Origin of the sequence: Flavobacterium sp. (assembly GCF_029242675.1) — a bacterium.
Lineage (GTDB): Bacteria > Bacteroidota > Bacteroidia > Flavobacteriales > Flavobacteriaceae > Flavobacterium.
The window spans coordinates 1-1,954 of record NZ_JAQWTM010000133.1 but is presented as its reverse complement, the minus strand read 5'-3'; the positions used below and the strand labels follow the sequence as shown (position 1 = coordinate 1,954).

Below are 1,954 nucleotides of genomic sequence, written 5' to 3'. Positions count from 1 at the left end.
AGCATAAAATTAATCAAAAAAAAGAGTCTCGCATTGCGAGACTCTAAATATATTATAAAGAATTTTTTCTTATCCTTTCAAAGCTTCTGCTCCACCAACGATCTCTAGGATTTCATTCGTAATAGCAGCTTGACGTGCTTTGTTGTATGTTAACTTCAATTGATTTCTCAATTCTGTTGCGTTATCTGTTGCTTTGTGCATTGCCGTCATACGCGCTCCATGCTCAGAAGCAAATGAATCACGAATTCCTTTGTACAATTGCGTTTTCAATGATTTAGGAATCAAAGTCAATACAATCTCTTCTTTTGATGGCTCAAAGATGTAGTCTCCTGCAGTAACTGGAACATCAGACTTGATTGGTGCTAATGGTAAAAACTGTTCTGTTTGAACAATTTGAGTAGCAGCATTTTTAAATTGATTATAGATCAATTCGATTTTGTCGTACTCACCAATAACAAATTTAGCAGTCAATGTGTCCGCAATTGCAGCAACATTATCGAAAGTTAGGTTGTCAAAAACACCACTTTGATTTTCGATAACTTTACTTGTCTTTGTTAAAATATCATTTCCTTTTTTACCAATAGCGAAAATATCCACTTGTTTACCAGCATAAAAAGAAACACGATTTTTAGCTTCCTTAATTACATTACTATTAAAAGCACCACACAAACCTCTGTTAGAAGTGATGGCAACAACTAATACTTTTTTTACTTCACGTTGTGTCGTAAATTCTCCACCTGCATCACCTTCAAGTGTAGCAGAAAGATTTTGTAATAATTCAGTTAACTTTTCGGCATAAGGGCGCATTGCTGTAATTGCATCTTGTGCTTTTTTCAGCTTTGCAGCAGAAACCATTTTCATTGCCGATGTAATTTGCATCGTAGATGAAACGGAAGTAATTCTATTACGGATTTCCTTTAAATTTGCCATTTTGTTTAGTCTAATGTCGTAAAGTTATAAAGTCTAAAGTCTTGGAAAAGTCGAATAACTGACTTTAGGACTCTGGACTTTATAACCTTGGACTATTTTTAGTTATATTTCGCTGAAACTTCTTTTGCTACAGTTTGGATTACATCAGTAATTTCATCTGTTAACTTACCTGCTTTTAAAGCATCTAATGTTGGTCTGTGTTTAGCATTTAAGAATTCTAAGAAATCTTTCTCAAATTCTTTTACTTTGTTCACAGGAACATTTTTCAACAAGTTTTTAGAACCTGCGTAGATAATAGCTACTTGGTCTTCAACAGTATAAGGATCATTTAAACCTTGTTTCAAGATCTCAACGTTTCTTTTTCCTTTTTCAATTACGTTCAAAGTAACCGCATCAAGATCAGAACCAAATTTTGCAAACGCTTCCAATTCACGGAATTGTGCTTGGTCTAATTTTAAAGTACCAGATACTTTTTTCATAGATTTAATTTGAGCATTTCCTCCAACACGAGATACCGAAATACCTACGTTAATTGCTGGACGAACCCCAGAGTTAAACAAATCTCCATCTAAGAAAATTTGACCATCTGTAATCGAAATTACGTTTGTTGGGATGTATGCCGAAACGTCACCTGCTTGTGTTTCGATAATTGGTAAAGCTGTTAATGAACCACCACCTTTAACGATTCCTTTAAGAGAATCTGGTAAATCATTCATGTTTCTTGCAATTCCATCATCAGCAATCACCTTACAAGCACGCTCTAATAAACGAGAGTGTAAGTAGAAATCGTCTCCAGGGTATGCCTCACGTCCCGGTGGTCTTCTTAATAAAAGAGAAACCTCAAGGTAAGCAACCGATTGCTTAGATAAATCATCATAAAAAATTAAAGCTGGACGACCTGAATCTCTAAAGTACTCACCAATTGCAGCACCTGCGAAAGGAGCGTACACTTGCATTGGAGCTGGATCAGAAGCATTAGCAGCAACAATAATGGTGTAAGCCATTGCTCCTTTTTCTTCTAACA

At 35.4% G+C, this 1,954-nt stretch carries 1 protein-coding gene and 1 pseudogene; both read right to left on the bottom strand.

Features of this window, described 5'->3' with window-relative positions; translation table 11 throughout:
* Nucleotides 1–69: 69 nt before the first annotated feature.
* The gene (atpG, locus tag P8M54_RS05380) at nucleotides 70–930 is read right to left on the bottom strand and encodes an ATP synthase F1 subunit gamma (protein WP_300285988.1); all 861 of its coding nucleotides are present in this window, start codon (nucleotides 928–930) and stop codon (nucleotides 70–72) included.
* A gap of 98 nt (nucleotides 931–1,028) precedes the next feature.
* Nucleotides 1,029–1,954 (bottom strand): annotated as a pseudogene (locus P8M54_RS05375) (F0F1 ATP synthase subunit alpha); the annotation flags it as partial.

What these genes read in the sequence shown, in the direction of transcription:
- atpG (WP_300285988.1), bottom strand. Translation starts at nt 930, where the DNA reads ATGGCAAATTTAAAGGAAATCCGTAATAGAATTACTTCCGTTTCATCT.